This is a genomic window from Acinetobacter legionensis, from assembly GCF_048552295.1.
Classification (GTDB): domain Bacteria; phylum Pseudomonadota; class Gammaproteobacteria; order Pseudomonadales; family Moraxellaceae; genus Acinetobacter.
The window spans coordinates 77791-93525 of sequence record NZ_JBIMCW010000006.1; the positions used below are offsets into that span (position 1 = coordinate 77791).

Sequence of the window (15735 nt, forward strand, 5' to 3'; positions counted from 1 at the left end):
ATTTATTAAAATAAGTTTGACTTTACATTATTCACAAACTTTGTGACTTATTTAGTAAAAGTAAAAACGTAATTTTAAAACACTCAAAATGGTGCAATGTTTTTTGTTAAACTGCAATCGTTAGACTTGTATTTTTTTAATAATCGACAAGTTTATCGCCTTAAAAAATGATGAAGATTTGGGACAATACTTATGCCGACGCTACTTTCTAACATCGTTAAACGTATTCGACAAGTATACCAAAAAGCAGAAGGTTTTATAGAAGAAGAACGCGAGTTTCCGGTATCACAAGTATTTTTAAATGCAACGTTTAAACGTTTTGTCACAGACAATGTCAAAATTTTAGAAGATTTACATGCTGACCTGCATGATGACTGGCTAAAGCTTTATGCCACACTCAATGTTAATGGTATGCATTTGGTTCTTTCGGTGGATCTTAAATTAGTTCAAATGGAACTCAACAAAGATATGCAGTTGATTGTTTTTGAACAAATCAGTAACACACAAGTGATCGAAGCCAGTTATCCCAATGTTTGGTACAAAATGGGCGTAAACGCTGCTTTATTCTTTTACCAAAAAGTATTGAAAAAAGATCCTTTAGGCATGATCTTAGAAAAATTTGAAGTCATTACAGTAAAAGATGAATTACTTCACTTAGATCTCAATCGCTGGTTAGGGAAAAATCGTTCGATTATGGATACACTAAATAAAGTCCATGTGAATCATGCTGAACTACGTGAGACCGAGTTGGTTGTAATTGGCAATGTGAATCTAACAGCTTTATTTAGTAAATTTAGAGAAGATAAAGACCCAGACTGGGGCGAAGATGATGATCTAGAAACAGAAGTAACCCCGATTGAGCAAAAGAATTAAATCTCTAATTGGTAAGATAGATTTCAAGTCACAGCAATCAAAATGTATACATAAATTCACAGGATTAGAAATAAAGTGAATATTTTATCTTTAATTACACCGCATAATAGGTGTCATATCCAAAAATACTTTTAAATGTATAGGACATTTAATGATGGCAAAAACGTTATTTAAAACATTAAGTATAGCAACTGGTATTTCAACTGCAGTGTTATTGGTTGGATTTTCTAGCAATGCGCTTGCCATGAGTCCGTTCCAAGCAAGTTACCAGTTTGCCTATAATGGTAAAAACTTAGGTACTGCGACTCGTACACTGAGTCAAAATGGCAATAACTGGACTTATGTATTTGCTGCAAAAGCAGCGGCAATTGCATCTGCAAGCGAAACAAGCCGTTTTACCTTTAGTAATGGTCAAATTAATTCAAGTAGTTTTAGTCGCACCAGTAAAGTGTTGGTACATAATGACACCATGACCATTAACTTTAATCCAAACAACAAAACCATTAATACCAAGAAAAAAGATCAGGCACGTTCTTTCCCATGGAAAGCAGGTGCTTTAGATGAATTAAATGCTGAGTTACAAGTACGTGAAGATTTAAAAGGTGCTGGTCTAAAATCAAGTTATTTGATTGCAGATGCAAAAGGTTTAGATGCGCGCCGCTTTGTTAAACAAGGGACTGAGTCAATTAAAACCCCTGCGGGAACCTATAACACGGTCAAAGTTGTACTCACCCATGACAATGGTGAAAAAAGTTCAATTTTCTGGTTAGCACCTCAATTAGACTATTTACCCGTGAAAATGTCACATGTTGATGGTAAAACGTCTTATAACCTAACCTTGACCAGTTACAAAAAGTAAGACATTTTTCACCTTTTGATCAATTTCAGCTTGCATTTTTTTTAGTGCTTTTTAAAATACGCCTTTGCTTTAAAAAGCACCTTGCCTCTAGAGGATTCTCCCTGTGCACGCACTAGAACAGAAAATCTTAGCTGAAGGTATCGTTCTATCTGATCAAGTTCTGAAAGTCGATTCTTTCTTAAATCACCAAATTGACCCTGTGATGATGCAGCTCATCGGTCAAGAGTTTGCTCGTCTTTTTAAAGATGCAGGCATTACCAAAATCATCACAATTGAAGCATCAGGCATTGCGCCTGCTGTGATGGCTGGTTTGGAACTTGGTGTACCCGTTATTTTTGCACGTAAATATCAGTCTTTAACCCTTAAAGATGATTTATATCGTTCAAAAGTATTCTCTTTTACCAAGCAAATTGAAAGCACCATTGCGATTTCTAAGAAACATATTAGCAAAGACGATAAAGCTTTGGTTATTGATGATTTCTTAGCGAATGGTCAAGCCGCTTTAGGTCTTGCTGACTTGATTCATCAAGCAGACGCAGAAGTTGTGGGTATTGGGATTGTGATTGAAAAATCTTTCCAACCAGGCCGTCAATTGTTATTAGATAAAGGCTACCGTGTTGAATCTTTGGCACGTGTTGAATCTTTGGCAAACGGTACGGTAAGCTTTGTAGAAGAATAAGCTGGTCTTACTTCAAAGTTTTTCATTAAAAAAGAGTGCTTTAAGCGCTCTTTTTTATGCTTTTTGATCAGTAGCGTCTTTGTTTTGCCTTTTATTTTGATCAAACCCTCAGCTATATTGTGCAAATAAAGATATCACTCAGGTAAATAATAAATGAGATCAATCACTCAAAAATTAGTTGATCTACTCGACGTACAACAATTGGATGATGGTCTATTTCAAGGGCAAAACACACGATTATTTGGATCACACCTTGTGGGTGGGCAATTGGTGGCACAAGCATTAATTGCCGCATCAAAAACCACCAATCGCCCTGCACATTCATTACATGCTTATTTTATTCGCAGTGGTCGCACAGATATTCCAATTTTGTTTAAAGTTGAAAATTTAAGGGATGGCAAAAGTTTTGCCACTCGCCAAGTCTATGCTTGGCAAAATGGCCATATTATATTTTCAGCCATGGTTTCATATGCCAATATTGAAGCAGGTTTAGAAAATCAGATTGAACCGCCTCACTACCCTTCGCCAGATGAACTGATCCCAGAACAACAACTGAAACAAATGATTTATGAGGATGTTCCTGAACCTGCACGCGCAATATTTATGCGTCAATTTTTTATCAATATCCATCCAGTGCAGCCATTCAACCCATTTAAACCGATAAAATTAGACACAAATTATGCTGAATATTTTCAAACCTTTGAAACTATTCCTACTCAACAAGATACACTCATGATGCACCAAGCCATTGCTGCATATTATTCTGACTATAACCTGCTGACGGTTTCACTTAGACCACATGGTGTCAGTTATGCTAACGGCAGTGTACGTAGTGCAAGTTTAGACCATAGCATTTATTTTCATACAGATTTTAGAGTGGATGAGTGGCTACTTTATGATATGAATGCAACACTATCTAGCCAAGCTAGAGGGCTTAATTTCGGGCGGATATGGCAAGATGGTAGATTGGTGTGTAGCGTTAATCAGGAAAGCTTAATGCGGCTCAAGCAATAACAAGATGTTTCTATAAGCTTCTATCAATCATTCTACCTATTACATTCACACAAAATATAAAGACTGATCACGGTATTCAGTTACAATCAAAATCATGTCATATCCCTGACATGATTGTAACGATAGCGATAAGCATGACAAAAATGCCAGTAGTGAACGTGAATATAAAGCTTAACCATAACTTAATGAAGACAAATGGACTTTGTTGAGTGAGTAAAAATCAATGACTGATGAACAAACAGTAAAGTGCCCAAAGTGTGGCTCTACAGACTTAGAACGCCGTGACCATGAACAACTTTTAGGCAAAGCAGGCAGTGTATTATTGACTTCTGCGGGTGCAGCAGCAGGAACTGTAGGCGGCGCTGCCTCTGGTGCGTCAATTGGTGCAGCTATTGGAACTGTTGCAGGTCCATTAGGTGTTATTGTCGGTGGAACTGTAGGAACCTTCGTAGGTGCAATCAGTGTTGGAATTACTGGTGGATTTCTAGGAAATCGCTTCGGTAAACGAGCAGGTGTGATTGTTGACCAAAATATCTTTTTTGATTACCAATGTAAAAAATGTAACCATCGCTTTAATTTAAAATAATAAAATTCAAAATATCACTCGCCAAAGAACTTCTCTTCTAATCCGTTAAAAGCGTGATAAAAGAGAAGTCTTTCAATTTTTATGCAGCTACCCACAAAATATCAAAAATTATGGGTTTAACTTTTTAACCGTTTCACCTAGACGTTTGCCCTGTTCTGCACATAAAGCTTTTTCATCGGAACTTAAGTTTTGGTCATGACGTGGTCCACTGACATGACTAACCCCATACGGCGTACCGCCTGATTTGGTATTGGATAAGGCTGGATTGGCATTGGTCAAACCCATGATCATCATGCCATGATGAAACAATGGCGGTAGCATCGTTAACAAGGTACTTTCCTGCCCACCATGCATTGAACCTGACGCGGTAAATACACAAGCGGGTTTATCGTGTAATGCACCATTTAACCAAAGACTTGTGGTTTGATCCCAAAAGTATTTCATTTCAGATGCCATATTGCCAAAACGTGTTGGTGAACCTAAAGCTAATCCTGAACAATTTTGTAAATCATCCAATGTACAATAAATATCGCCATGTTCTGGAATGCTGGCTTCTGCTTCTTTTACAACAGTGGAAAGGTTAGGCACCGTCCGAATTTTTACTGCCACACCCGCCGCTTCTACACCGTTGGCAATCAAGTGTGCCATCTCTTTGGTAGATCCATATTTACTGTAATAGAGTACGAGAACATAAGCTTGCATAGAGATTTCTTGATTTCAACATAAGAAAATAAAACTATACGGTATTTTTCTGCTTTTTTGGGTAAGCTAGACAATGAAAATGTAAGACATACCGAAAAATAATTGAGATCAAAGATATATATGCTTGAATTACTTAAAAAACTACCCTTCTATGAAAAAACTTGGTTTCAATTCATTCTTTTTGTAATTGGTCGTTTTGAAGCAGATCGTTGTCGTGAACAGGCGGGTTCACTCACTTATACGACATTATTTGCTGTTGTTCCAATGTTGACTGTTTTCTTGGTTATTATCTCATCAATCAAAGCCTTAGAGCCTGCTAGACAACAACTCCAGCAGATGATTTACAGTAATTTCTTACCGAAAACCAGCATTGCTTTCGATAAGGCTTTTAATGTCTTTACTGAGAATTCAAGTAATTTAACTGTTATTGGTGTGTTGTTTTTATTCATTACCACAGTACTGATGCTTACCAGTATCGAAACGGTTTTTAATCGGATTTGGCGTGTTCAAGAAACGCGTAATGGCATCATTGGCTTTATGCGTTATTGGACCATTATTTCTTTAGGTCCGATTTTATTGGGAAGTGCCTTTGTCATTTCATCAACATTGGCCTCTATGAATGTTTTAAGTAATAACTTTGCTGGTTATGAAGTTGATGGTACAGCGTTACTCGGGGTCATTTCGTTTGCACTGACCACTTTAGGCTTTTTCATTTTATATTGGACCATTCCAAATCGTAGTATTCCTGTTCGAGCGGCCGCGATTGCAGGTCTTTTCGGTGCGATTGCATTTGAGCTACTTAAAAACCTATTTGGTTTTGTTATGGCAAATTTCACCAGCTATACCCTTGTCTATGGTGCTTTTGCTGCTGTACCAATTTTCCTATTATGGATCTTTTTATCTTGGAATATCGTCTTATTGGGTGTAGAAATCAGCTATGCCCTTACCGCATTTCATACAGGTAAAATCCAAACCCGCCATCCTGTGTTGATGATGCTCGATATACTGGAATTATTTTATAAAAAACAAAAAACGGGAGAAGTGGTAACTGATGCAGAAGCACTCAATATTTTAGGTCGCGGTGAAATTGGACGCTGGCCAGTTTATATCCAACTTCTAGAAAAACAGAATTTGGTTAAATGTACTGACAATAATGAATATGTGCTGGTCAGAAATTTAGATGAAATTGATTTCTGGTCATTCTATACATCATTACCTTATACCCTCCCTCGTCGTCATGATGTTGAACATGTACATGATGATGATGTTTGGATGAAACATATCGGTCCAACCTTAATCGAATCCGATGAATATTTGGCAGCCAAATTATCGATTCCGCTTTCAACCATTTTGGATGATAAGTAATTTTAATCAAGATAGATAAACAACTTCCCTTTCCAAGCAATGCCCATTGGAAATGGGAAGTTATATAACTTTTTGATGAATCATTATAATTTCGCAATAGCCAAATCCACTGCATAAAGCGGATAAAAGACACCACAATGGTATAAACCTGTCTTTTTTATAGGATATAATTCAAAGTGGACAACAGATCTTTTTTATTCAGGCAATCTTTGCATGACAATAACAAAAACAAGCGAGAAAAATATACTGACTCAACTCAGTACCAATGATGAGATTATTGCACCATTATGGCTTATTTTTCGACATGATCCCGCACTGTCTGTTTATCCTAAACATGGGCATGCTTGGGGCGAATTTATTTATGCCTTTAATGGGGTAATGGAAGTCAATATTGGTCAAATTAATTATATTACGCCCCCTCCATATGGAGTTTGGTTACCACCAAATACGCAACACAGTGGTTTAAATCGGACTCCTGTTTCCCATGCAACTTTGTATGTTCATCAGTCCTTATGTAAAGCCTTACCCCAACAAGCAGGAATTCTTTTAACCTCACCCTTGGTTTCAGCAATTTTACAGCACATCAAACAGCACCCAATGCAAGCATCTGAGCCTGAATATTTGCGGCTATTACAGGTGTTACATGATCAATTACAACATGCTGAATTAATCGGTAGTTATTTACCCCATACCAATCATGCTGCCTTAAAACAAGTTTTGGATTTTTTACATGCCCACCCTGCTGATCACAGTACGCTAGAGTCTTTAGCCCAACGGATTAATATGACTGAACGCACCTTGGCAAGACTGAGTCAAAAAGAGTTGGCTATGTCACTCAATGAATGGCGACAACGCCTTAAAGTCATGAAAGCAATGTCTATGCTCAATGAGGGAAAAACGGTTGAAAGCATTGCACTGGACTTAGGTTATGCCAATGCTTCTGCTTTTATCAATATGTTTAAACGTTGGATGATGTGTACCCCAGATCAGTTTAGAAAATTGTTGCATCGCTAAATCAACTTTTTAAATTTTGAGTAGATGAAGTGGAGTGATCTAAATACAGATAATCAATAATCTTCCCGACCAATCTATACGCCGATCTAAAAATGCGTGGGCTGCCTTTAACTTTGGGTTATGTAGTAATTTACCAAAGTCATCCATGGGTAATTTTATTATGATGAGCCAATTGGCGATTTTAATACTATTCAAACAACAGCTAAAAAATAGCAGTGGTATAAATTTCAACTGATAAATAAAGCGAGATATATCCTAATAGCTAGCAATGAATTGTTGTTTTATAAGCTCTAGAAAATAAAAACCCAATGCGTATTGATTATAAATAAACACTGGGTTGCTTGAATTTTAAGTGATTATTTTACAAAAGTTTTCCAAACAAAATCTTGGCTTTGACCATGTAAAGTCATACTCAACTGATCACCAGAAGCCAATGCTGCAACACCTGCAGGTGTCCCTGTCATCACCACATCCCCTGGTTCTAAAGAGAATACTTGGCAGATGTCTGCGAGTAAGTAAGCAATATCAAAAATCAATAAAGCCGTATCGCCTTTTTGTCGAACTTCATCATTGACTGCAAATTCAAATGTAACAGCCGACCAATCTTTAATTTCATCCACACTGACCCAATCTGCCAGTACACATGAGCCATCAAAAGCTTTTGAACGCTCCCAAGGCTGGCCTTTGCCCTTTAAGTCATCTTGGAGATCACGTAAAGTTAAATCTAAGCCTAAAGTCACCGCACCAATCGCATCCAATACTTTATCTAAATTGGTTTCGCCCTTAAGTGGCTTGTCGATACGTAACGTCAGTTCACACTCATGGTGGCAATTTCCCCACGCCTCATTCCAAGAGATACCGTCTTGCAATGAAATCAAACTACTGGGCGGCTTGATAAATAAGACTGGACGATCTGGAATTGCGTTACCTAATTCTGCTGCATGCGCTGCATAACTACGACCGACACATACAATTTTAGATGGACGTGTACTCATATTGTTCCCTTCTTATTGCTCAGCGTTAAAAACTTTATAATTCCAAATTACTTTTTAAAAGTATTGATAAAAATCGTTTGATCTGCGGGTGTAGCAAATGCTCGTTTAGGCACAATCACCACAGTACGATTTTTTAATTCGATCATATAGGTAAGCTTGCCTTCTGCAAATTTATCTACATCTGAATAATGATGAACTTGTTTTGGACGGCCACTACTGAATAATTCCATATAGTCTTGAAATAATTCAATACCTTGTTCGCTTTTACCAAATTGATATTTAACGAATTGGCGTTTAAACATCATCGGTAAAAACCAATACCGCATCAGCATTTGCAGAATTAAGAAAAAAGCACCTAAGCAAACATAATATTTACCCACACCCTCTAAACCGAGGTAAATCCCCCAAACCATGATTCCGATGCTGACCAAAGGCGTGAGAAATTGGCTAATTTGCTTTTTACCAAAAGTTGCCAGTTTAAAACCATCTTGAGATTCTTCTAAATTAAGATAATAACGTGCAGATAATGCAGGCTGGGTGTCTGACATAGTTGCTTCAATACAAATATTTTACGATGCCAAGATATTACACTAGATTTTTCTTGCGAGATGCGGATTTTCATCTTGTTTTACAGAACACCTCTATTTTTTAAAAGTGAATCCTTTTAGGGTCTTTCATACAAATGGTTTTTATAAGAACAAGATATTGCCGATTATCAAGGCACAAAAGGAATTATGATGAAAGTATTTTATTTAAATGTCGGTGTAATACTCTTAGTCAGTATCAGTCAAATCAGTTTCGCAAAATTGGTCACTTGGACCGATAATATTCCCAGTGCGTTAAAGCCATTTGACAATAATGCCCAGCAAATTGCGGCAATTGCCCAAGACAATATTTTAATTTATGCCCATCCAGCAACCAAAACGTCACTACCGACATTCTCTAAACAAACCCAACCTATCGCTAAATTTTCAACAGCAGCCATTGTTGTGCCTGTAAGTAGCCAAGAAGTGGCTAAGACATTAAGCAATTACACACAATATGTTGGGTTATTCCCTACTTTAAAATCAGCAAAAGTCATCGAAACGGCAGGAGCGATCAGTCAATTAAAATATCGTATATCCATCCCGACACCGATACCTGTGTTAAATTTTAATGAAGATGTGGTGATGCAACATCAAATTGGACAAAATAGTATTTCAACCATGGTGATTGATGGTCCAATTCCTTATGCATTAGGGAAATTTGAATGGTTCAATTTAACTAACAACAAAACTTTAGTGACCCTGACACAATGGGGCGATTTAAACCAACCGCAAGGTTTCCTGTTTAAGAAAATTTTAAATGCATTTCCTGAAGTAAAACTGGCAATTCCAAATGGTTCGAGTGCCTTTGTTTTAGAAGCACTCAAAAATAAATATACGGCTAAAAAAGTGACTGGATTAACTGAAGGGCAACTGCCTAGCCCACAATTAAATACAGCTCAAATCAATAAAATTGTACAGGTCAGTGCCAACGCGCAACAGCCCGTCAGTATTGTACTTAATCCTGTCACTGTACATTATACCCATGGTCGAGAGGTTTTACGCTTTACCACAAGCTATCAATACTTAAATGCCACCCCGCAACAATTACAACGTTGGACACAACCCTTATCCTATAAAGAGATTTTTCCAAAACAAATCAAAAGTATTAAAACCACAGTGCTCAACACACAAGCACAAGATGCAGACTTTAAAGTCAGTGTTGGATTAGGGGTTATTAGTATTCCTTTTGATTTTAAAATGCATTTTAGCTATCCCAAAGCCACCGAAAATAACTTCTATGCCAATGGCGGTGATCTACGTTATCTCAAAGGTCAAATTCAATTTTTACCCCAAGGCAATAACACCTTACTCAAAATGACCACTACCATCAAAATTGATGAAAAAGCACCATTCTTACTCAAAGCAGCACGTAGTTTACCCTACCATGAAATGTTACCGGCACTGGGTGCAAACGCAATTTTTGCTCAAAAAGTAAAATAGTGCAGATTGAACTTTTAAACTCAATTAATCAGCAAGATGTTTGATTGTTGTGCCAATATTAAACAGAAAATATAACGGGATTGCGATCAGATCACCGACTAAAGTGACGGGGGTTAAGGCTATTTTCTGCAACAGTGTTTTAGAATGTAATGAGTATTTGGTTTTTCCTTGTGTATACATCGCAATTGTATAGTTCTGACTAAAGTTCTGAAATTTCATATTTTTAATTTCAGCGTTTAACCCCACTACACGTCCAACCAATCCAATTTTTCTTTGATAAAATTCAGAGTTTTCCCGGCCATATTCGTATTGACTCAGTCCAAGTCGAGATAACTTATTTTCTTCCTGTCCAGTTAAATTCTTTTTTGCATAATACAGTTCAATATCACTGCTAAATTGAGCTGCTTGTGGATTTTTTTGATCATCGCTTTCCGGCATTAAAGACAAGCTAAAATAATTGTCACTCGGACGGACTGGTTTGATTCGCCAATACTTGGCGTCTAAATCAGATCGAATGGTTTCTAAAATTTCCTTATTTCCAATATCAATCATATACGCATATTTTTGCCCAACCACGATTAAGGAGATATCTACATTGTTTATATCATGGCTATTTTTTGAGGAAGCATTTTCTTTTAAACAGGCAAAACCGACAATTTGATCCTGATCTACAATTACTCGATCTGCATGGGTTGAAACCACTTTACCCGTCGCCAACCTACCAGAATCACTGTTATTCCACAGAATGGCGGTACATCCAGTCATTTGACTGATGACCAACACGATAAAGAATGAGAGATATTTATTCATTAATGATTGGCCTTATTTTTATTATCTTGCTCATTGTGCCATCATTTAGGCACAAAAAAACCGCAATAAAGCGGTTTTTTTAATATTTTATCAAGTTGGTGCGCTCAGAGAGATTCGAACTCCCGACCCCTTAGTTCGTAGCCAAGTGCTCTATCCAGCTGAGCTATGAGCGCGACGTCTTGATGGGACGCATTATACGCCTTTTCATTTTTTTGTTAAGGATTATTTCAATACTTAAGCACCAAGTGTTTAGTATTTGGGCTATTTATCTTTAAATCGACAAAAACCTAGAATCTACGTATTTATACACTGCTTGCATGCTGTTTCATTTGAAATTGAATTAAATATTTTTCAGTAAACAACCAAAATAAATAGCCAACTATACTCAATAGGATTCCAGCAGCACACACGGCATACCATCCCCAATGACCATAGAGTGTTGTTGCCAGTAATGAGCCCACGGCACTACCCAATGCATAAAATAACATATAAGCACCCACCAATCGCCCATGTAGTCGAATATCCGCTTGGAAGATCAGACTTTGATTAATCACATGGATTGATTGAATAGCTACATCTAATAAAATAATCGCTAAAATAAAAATCCAAATTGAAAAATATAAGCAGTTTAAAATAACCCAAGCTCCGATCAGTAGTAGAAACGCATATTGTGTAACACGCTGCGCATAGCCTCGATCAGCTAACCCACCAACACGGATTGCCATAACTGCACCGATGGCACCAATGATGCCTAAAAAACCAATCAAGCTATGTGAATATTCAAAAGGCTGAACAGATAAAGGAAACACCAGTGCATTCCAAAACAGATTTAAATTGACGAAAATGATGAAAGCAAGTACACCTCTAATCTGTAACACTCTATTTTTAAACAATTGTTCAAACAATGAAAAGATTATCTGGGAATAAGTGAATTGCTGAGTAGGATCTTTTTCGATGCAGATAACAGCTAAGTATTTCCATAAAAACACACTGATCATACTCATACATAATACTGAGAATATATATACCCCTTGCCATCCAAACCAATCGGCTAAACTACCAGACAGTACCCGAGATAAAAGTATACCAATCAACACACCTGCTTGGACTGTACCCACGATTTTGCCGCGTTCATCAGCAGCCGCCAAAACTGATGCATAAACAATTAAGCCTTGGGTCATCGCTGTGCCCAACATGCCCACAATCAGCATACTCAATAACAACGTGAAAATATGATCTGAAAAAACCAACAAGATTAAAGCTAGGCATAAAATGATGGACTGAAACAACATCAAAGATTTTCGTGGTATTAAATCGCCTAAAGGCACAATAAAAATTAATGCAATGATTGATCCCACTTGAGTCAATGAAACAACTAACCCCGCCCACGAATAATCTAATTTAAAATCTTGGGCAATCAAATCCAGCAATGGCTGTGCATAATAAACATTTGCAACACTCAATCCAGCAGCACACGCCAACAGCATCACCAAGGCTGGAGAAAGCTGAGATCGCTGCTGTTCTCTTGTTTTATTGCGCTGTTGATGATCTGTTTTGTTCATTTTGCACCAATCTGGTTTTAATTTGCAACCAGATTAAATTACGCAATCTTGTTTTAAATTGCAACTAGATTTATAGTCTATTTTTAAGATGAAATATGGACAACTGATGAATCAAGATAAATATGAAGCTTGCCCAGTTGCGCGGTCAGTGCAATTGATTGGAGATCGTTGGGCTTTATTGATCATTCGCGAAGCTTTTGATGGGGTAAAACGATTTAGTGATTTTCAGAAAAATTTACATGTCGCCAAAAATATTTTGTCTGATCGATTGGCAAAACTTGTTGATGCTCAAATTCTAAAGAACCAACCGGCATCTAATGGTTCAGCCTATTTGGAATATGTGCTCACTGCACAAGGTTATGCACTGTTTCCAATCATCGTGGCATTACGTCAATGGGGTGAGCAATTTTTATTTGCTGAGGATCAACCACATTCTATTTTGCTTGAGAAAAATACAGGTGATGAATTGGCACTTATGCAGCCAATGACAAAAAAAGGAAAACATCTACTTGCACAAGAGACCTTTGTGAAAAAGATCAATTAAATGCAAATCATGTTTTCCCAGTTAAAGTGGATACTCGTTTTAAAGAGCAAACTTAAGTTTTAATGGTTTTACTCAACCAATAAATCTTTTGGATTAATGCTATCACCGTAGACAGGTTTTAACGTCTTTTCATATGCTTGCTGGATAACCCCTGCTTTAGATAATTTTTCTAAGTCTTGATTCAACCAATCCAATAATTCTTTATCACCCTTCTTGACTGCAGGTGCAATCAAATCATGCTGACCCAAGCTGGTAATACCCACTGTATAATTTGGGTTCTCTTTTGCCCAAGCAAGTACCAATAAATTATCATGTGCCAAAGCCACACCACGTCCATCTTTCAAAGCATCAAAGGTCTCTGTATTCTGCTCGTACTTTTGTAATTTAATTTCAGGATGTGATTTGCTAAAGAATGAGTCTGCTGTCGTGCCTTTATTGACCAATAAAGTCTGGTCTTTAAGTTGTGCAATATCTGTAATTGGCTTGGCTTTAGGCGATACAACACCCAAAGAAACTTTTAAATAAGGCTGAGCAAAATCTACAACTTCCTTGCGTTCAGGTGTCACGGTGAAATTAGCAAAAATAATATCGACCTTATTGGCTTTAAGGTACTCCACACGATTGGCAGCCTCCGTTAAAACAAATTGAACTTTGTTTTCATCTCCTAATAGGTCTTTGGCAACATGCTTAGCAATTTCCACATCAAATCCTTGGTTTTTACCTTGTGAATCCAAGTAACCAAAAGGTGGCTTATCACTAAACACCCCGATACGAACCACACCATTTTTCTTAATTTGTTCAATACTTGAGCTTGTTTTTTCAGTTTCAGCAGTTTTTTCAGTTGTTGAAGCATTTTTATTACACGCCGCCAACCCTAAGCTAAGCACAGAGGCTGCAAGTAGATGAGTCAGCTGTTTTATTGATATGTTCATTTAATTTTCCTCTAATCTATTTTCATACTTAAACGATGATTTCTTTTCGTATTTAAACGCTTTGATGCAATTTTTATTTCGGTTTCACATCCAAAAAGACTTGAGCGTCCACAGTTCCACCGTAAACTGGCTTTAAGGTCTGATCATAAATCTTCTGAATTTCACCTGTTCTTTGTAAGCTTGAAATTTCAGTATTGAGCCAATTTAGAAGTTGGGTATTGCCCTTTTTCACTGCAGGTGCAATAAAGTCTTGATTACCAATTTGCTGAATTCCCGCCGTAAATGTTGGATTCTCAGCTGCCCATGCCAAGGCATAAGTACTGTCTTGAGAAATTGCATCACCACGACCATCTTTCAGTGCATTAAAAGCATCAGTATTTTGTTCAAACTTTAATAAATTAATTTTTGGGTAATTCTTAGTGAAATAAATATCTGATGTCGAGCCTTTATTGACGATCAAGGTTTTGCCTTCGAGCTGCTGAATATTGGTAATCGTCTTGGCTTTAGGCGATACAATGCCTAAAGCAGCCTTTAAATACGGTTGGGCAAAATCAACCACTTGTTTACGTTCAGGAGTGACTGAAAAACTGGCAAATACCGCATCTGCTTTACCCGATTTTAAAAACTCCACACGGTTAGCAGCCTCAGTCACCACAAATTCAACTTTATTTTCATCCCCAAGCAAATCTTTGGTCACTCTTTTTGCTAAAGCGATATCAAAACCTTGTGGTTTACCTGCACTGTCCACATAACCAAATGGTGGATTATCTGCAAAAACAGCCACACGAAACACGCCCTGCTTTTTAATCTGATCTAATGATTGATCATTCTGGGTATTTTGCTCCGCTGATGCAATTGGTTCAGTTGGCTGACTACATGCGCTCAACATTCCCATACATAAGGCCACACTCAATGTTCGAACAACGTTGGAAATATTAAAAAAATTCGATGGTTGAGTTAAATAAGATAAAGCCATACATCCTCATTTTTATAGATCATTATGTGTTGCTATTAGGGTGAATATTGATGTCTAAATTACTGTTAATAATTCAACATATTTAAAAAGGCTTTTGCCCGTTCAGTCTGTGGATGCTCAAAAAATTGTTCAGGTGTGGCTTGCTCAATAATTTTGCCTTTATCCATAAAAATAATTCTGTCGGCGACTTTTCTGGCAAAAGACATTTCATGAGTCACGATCAACATGGTCATTCCTTCATGTGCAAGTTTTAAAACCACATCTAATACTTCACGGACCATTTCAGGGTCTAAAGCAGCGGTGATTTCATCTAGCAGAATCACTTGAGGCTGCATCACCAATGAACGCACAATTGCGATACGTTGCTTTTGCCCACCCGATAACTGTCGCGGATAATCTCGCTTACGATCGTATAAACCGACACGTTTCAATAATTCGTCTGCAACTTTCTCAGCTTCAGCTCTTGTTCGTTTTTGAACTTTTAAAGGGCCTAATAAAATGTTATCAATCACATTCATATGCCCAAAAAGTTCATAGTTTTGAAACACCATGCCAATTTTTTGACGTACATCCACCCACGCTAAATCTTTGCCCAATACACCTGAGCCAGCTAAATTGATTGTGCCCCCCTGTATTTTTTCCAAGCCATTGATACAACGCAACAATGTGCTTTTTCCACATCCCGATGGACCAAGGATCACCACGACTTCACCCTGTTTTACGTCCAAATCTATGCCTTGTAAAATATGACTTTCTGCAAATGATTTCTGTAAACGTTGTATAGATAACAAAGTCAT

The 15735-nt window shown here is 37.3% G+C and carries 17 protein-coding genes and 1 tRNA gene; 9 read left to right on the forward strand and 9 right to left on the reverse strand.

Translation table 11 applies throughout. The features are described 5' to 3' along the window. Nucleotides 1-192 precede the first annotated feature (192 nt). From ACG916_RS06610 to ACG916_RS06630, 5 genes are all read left to right on the forward strand, one after another. Entirely contained in the window at nt 193-873 is a 681-nt protein-coding gene (locus ACG916_RS06610) for a hypothetical protein (protein WP_419327689.1), read from the forward strand. A gap of 154 nt (nt 874-1027) precedes the next feature. Then, on the forward strand, nt 1028-1732 hold the full coding sequence (locus tag ACG916_RS06615; RefSeq protein ID WP_336953526.1) for a DUF3108 domain-containing protein: 705 nt from the start codon (nt 1028-1030) through the stop codon (nt 1730-1732). Between the two features lie 103 nt (nt 1733-1835). Next, the gene (locus ACG916_RS06620; RefSeq protein WP_336953525.1) at nt 1836-2411 is read left to right on the forward strand and encodes a xanthine phosphoribosyltransferase; all 576 of its coding nucleotides are present in this window, start codon (nt 1836-1838) and stop codon (nt 2409-2411) included. 153 nt (nt 2412-2564) lie between these two features. Beyond that, nucleotides 2565-3425 carry an acyl-CoA thioesterase gene (locus ACG916_RS06625; RefSeq protein ID WP_419330227.1) on the forward strand — a complete coding sequence of 287 codons (861 nt, stop codon included), beginning with the start codon at nt 2565-2567 and terminating at the stop codon, nt 3423-3425. A 223-nt stretch (nt 3426-3648) separates the two neighbouring features. After that, on the forward strand, nt 3649-4011 hold the full coding sequence (locus tag ACG916_RS06630) for an FmdB family zinc ribbon protein (RefSeq protein WP_209827964.1): 363 nt from the start codon (nt 3649-3651) through the stop codon (nt 4009-4011). Between the two features lie 108 nt (nt 4012-4119). Here the strand turns inward: ACG916_RS06630 and wrbA are convergent, their stop codons facing one another. Beyond that, nucleotides 4120-4713, reverse strand: a complete 594-nt coding sequence (gene wrbA / locus ACG916_RS06635; protein WP_336953523.1) for an NAD(P)H:quinone oxidoreductase — start codon at nt 4711-4713, stop codon at nt 4120-4122. Between the two features lie 120 nt (nt 4714-4833). On the opposite strand from wrbA, the gene ACG916_RS06640 reads away from it, so the two are divergent. Further along, the gene (locus tag ACG916_RS06640; protein WP_336953522.1) at nt 4834-6078 is read left to right on the forward strand and encodes a YihY family inner membrane protein; all 1245 of its coding nucleotides are present in this window, start codon (nt 4834-4836) and stop codon (nt 6076-6078) included. Nucleotides 6079-6291: 213 nt separating this feature from the next. Further along, entirely contained in the window at nt 6292-7092 is an 801-nt protein-coding gene (locus ACG916_RS06645; RefSeq protein WP_419327691.1) for an AraC family transcriptional regulator, read from the forward strand. 356 nt (nt 7093-7448) lie between these two features. Here ACG916_RS06645 and ACG916_RS06650 read toward each other — a convergent pair whose 3' ends face one another. Next, nucleotides 7449-8087 (reverse strand): fumarylacetoacetate hydrolase family protein, encoded by a 639-nt coding sequence (locus ACG916_RS06650; RefSeq protein ID WP_004725784.1) that lies wholly within the window; start codon nt 8085-8087, stop codon nt 7449-7451. A 47-nt stretch (nt 8088-8134) separates the two neighbouring features. Then, nucleotides 8135-8635, reverse strand: coding sequence for a YcxB family protein (locus ACG916_RS06655; RefSeq protein WP_004816919.1), 501 nt, complete (start codon nt 8633-8635; stop codon nt 8135-8137). Between the two features lie 189 nt (nt 8636-8824). Here ACG916_RS06655 and ACG916_RS06660 point away from each other — a divergent pair, with 189 nt between their 5' ends. After that, the gene (locus tag ACG916_RS06660) at nt 8825-10114 is read left to right on the forward strand and encodes an SRPBCC family protein (RefSeq protein ID WP_419330229.1); all 1290 of its coding nucleotides are present in this window, start codon (nt 8825-8827) and stop codon (nt 10112-10114) included. Nucleotides 10115-10138: 24 nt separating this feature from the next. Here the strand turns inward: ACG916_RS06660 and ACG916_RS06665 are convergent, their stop codons facing one another. From ACG916_RS06665 to ACG916_RS06675, 3 genes are all read right to left on the reverse strand, one after another. After that, entirely contained in the window at nt 10139-10924 is a 786-nt protein-coding gene (locus tag ACG916_RS06665) for a YidX family protein (protein ID WP_336953519.1), read from the reverse strand. A 96-nt stretch (nt 10925-11020) separates the two neighbouring features. Beyond that, nucleotides 11021-11097: transfer RNA gene (locus ACG916_RS06670), tRNA-Arg, on the reverse strand. Nucleotides 11098-11226: 129 nt separating this feature from the next. After that, the gene (locus ACG916_RS06675) at nt 11227-12486 is read right to left on the reverse strand and encodes an MFS transporter (RefSeq protein ID WP_419327693.1); all 1260 of its coding nucleotides are present in this window, start codon (nt 12484-12486) and stop codon (nt 11227-11229) included. A 106-nt stretch (nt 12487-12592) separates the two neighbouring features. On the opposite strand from ACG916_RS06675, the gene ACG916_RS06680 reads away from it, so the two are divergent. Further along, on the forward strand, nt 12593-13030 hold the full coding sequence (locus tag ACG916_RS06680; RefSeq protein WP_336953517.1) for a winged helix-turn-helix transcriptional regulator: 438 nt from the start codon (nt 12593-12595) through the stop codon (nt 13028-13030). Between the two features lie 68 nt (nt 13031-13098). Here the strand turns inward: ACG916_RS06680 and ACG916_RS06685 are convergent, their stop codons facing one another. The 3 genes from ACG916_RS06685 to ACG916_RS06695 form a co-directional block, all read right to left on the reverse strand. Continuing rightward, the gene (locus ACG916_RS06685) at nt 13099-13962 is read right to left on the reverse strand and encodes a cysteine ABC transporter substrate-binding protein (RefSeq protein WP_336953516.1); all 864 of its coding nucleotides are present in this window, start codon (nt 13960-13962) and stop codon (nt 13099-13101) included. A 73-nt stretch (nt 13963-14035) separates the two neighbouring features. Continuing rightward, the gene (locus ACG916_RS06690; RefSeq protein WP_419327728.1) at nt 14036-14857 is read right to left on the reverse strand and encodes a transporter substrate-binding domain-containing protein; all 822 of its coding nucleotides are present in this window, start codon (nt 14855-14857) and stop codon (nt 14036-14038) included. Between the two features lie 146 nt (nt 14858-15003). Continuing rightward, complete coding sequence (locus ACG916_RS06695; RefSeq protein ID WP_419327694.1) at nt 15004-15735, reverse strand: amino acid ABC transporter ATP-binding protein; 732 nt, start codon at nt 15733-15735, stop codon at nt 15004-15006.